The organism is Rhizobium sp. SVR5-9E, assembly GCF_056755095.1.
Map to the genome: position 1 here is coordinate 1 of NZ_JBNDHS010000852.1, position 229 is coordinate 229.

1 protein-coding gene is annotated in these 229 nt (G+C 42.4%); it reads left to right on the forward strand.

Annotation, left to right across the window (positions count from 1 at the left end):
* On the forward strand, nucleotides 1–229 hold a 229-nt coding region (locus tag ACPYOJ_RS37255; RefSeq protein WP_481420667.1), incomplete at both ends, for a UDP-3-O-acyl-N-acetylglucosamine deacetylase.

A 229-nucleotide genomic window follows, 5' to 3' on the forward strand; every position in this document is an offset into this window, starting at 1 on the left:
GGACATCCTCAGGTGGAGGCAGATGTAAACTATGTAGTTGCTACAGAAAGAGGAACGACATTAGAAAAATTAGGCGTAAAAATTACGACTTGTGAACATCTTTTGGCAGCGCTGGTTGGTTGTGATATCGACAATGCCATTCTTGAAATGGATGCTTCAGAACCTCCAATCCTTGACGGATCTTCAAAGTATTTTGTGGAAGCTATCGAGAGTGTTGGTGTTGTAGAGC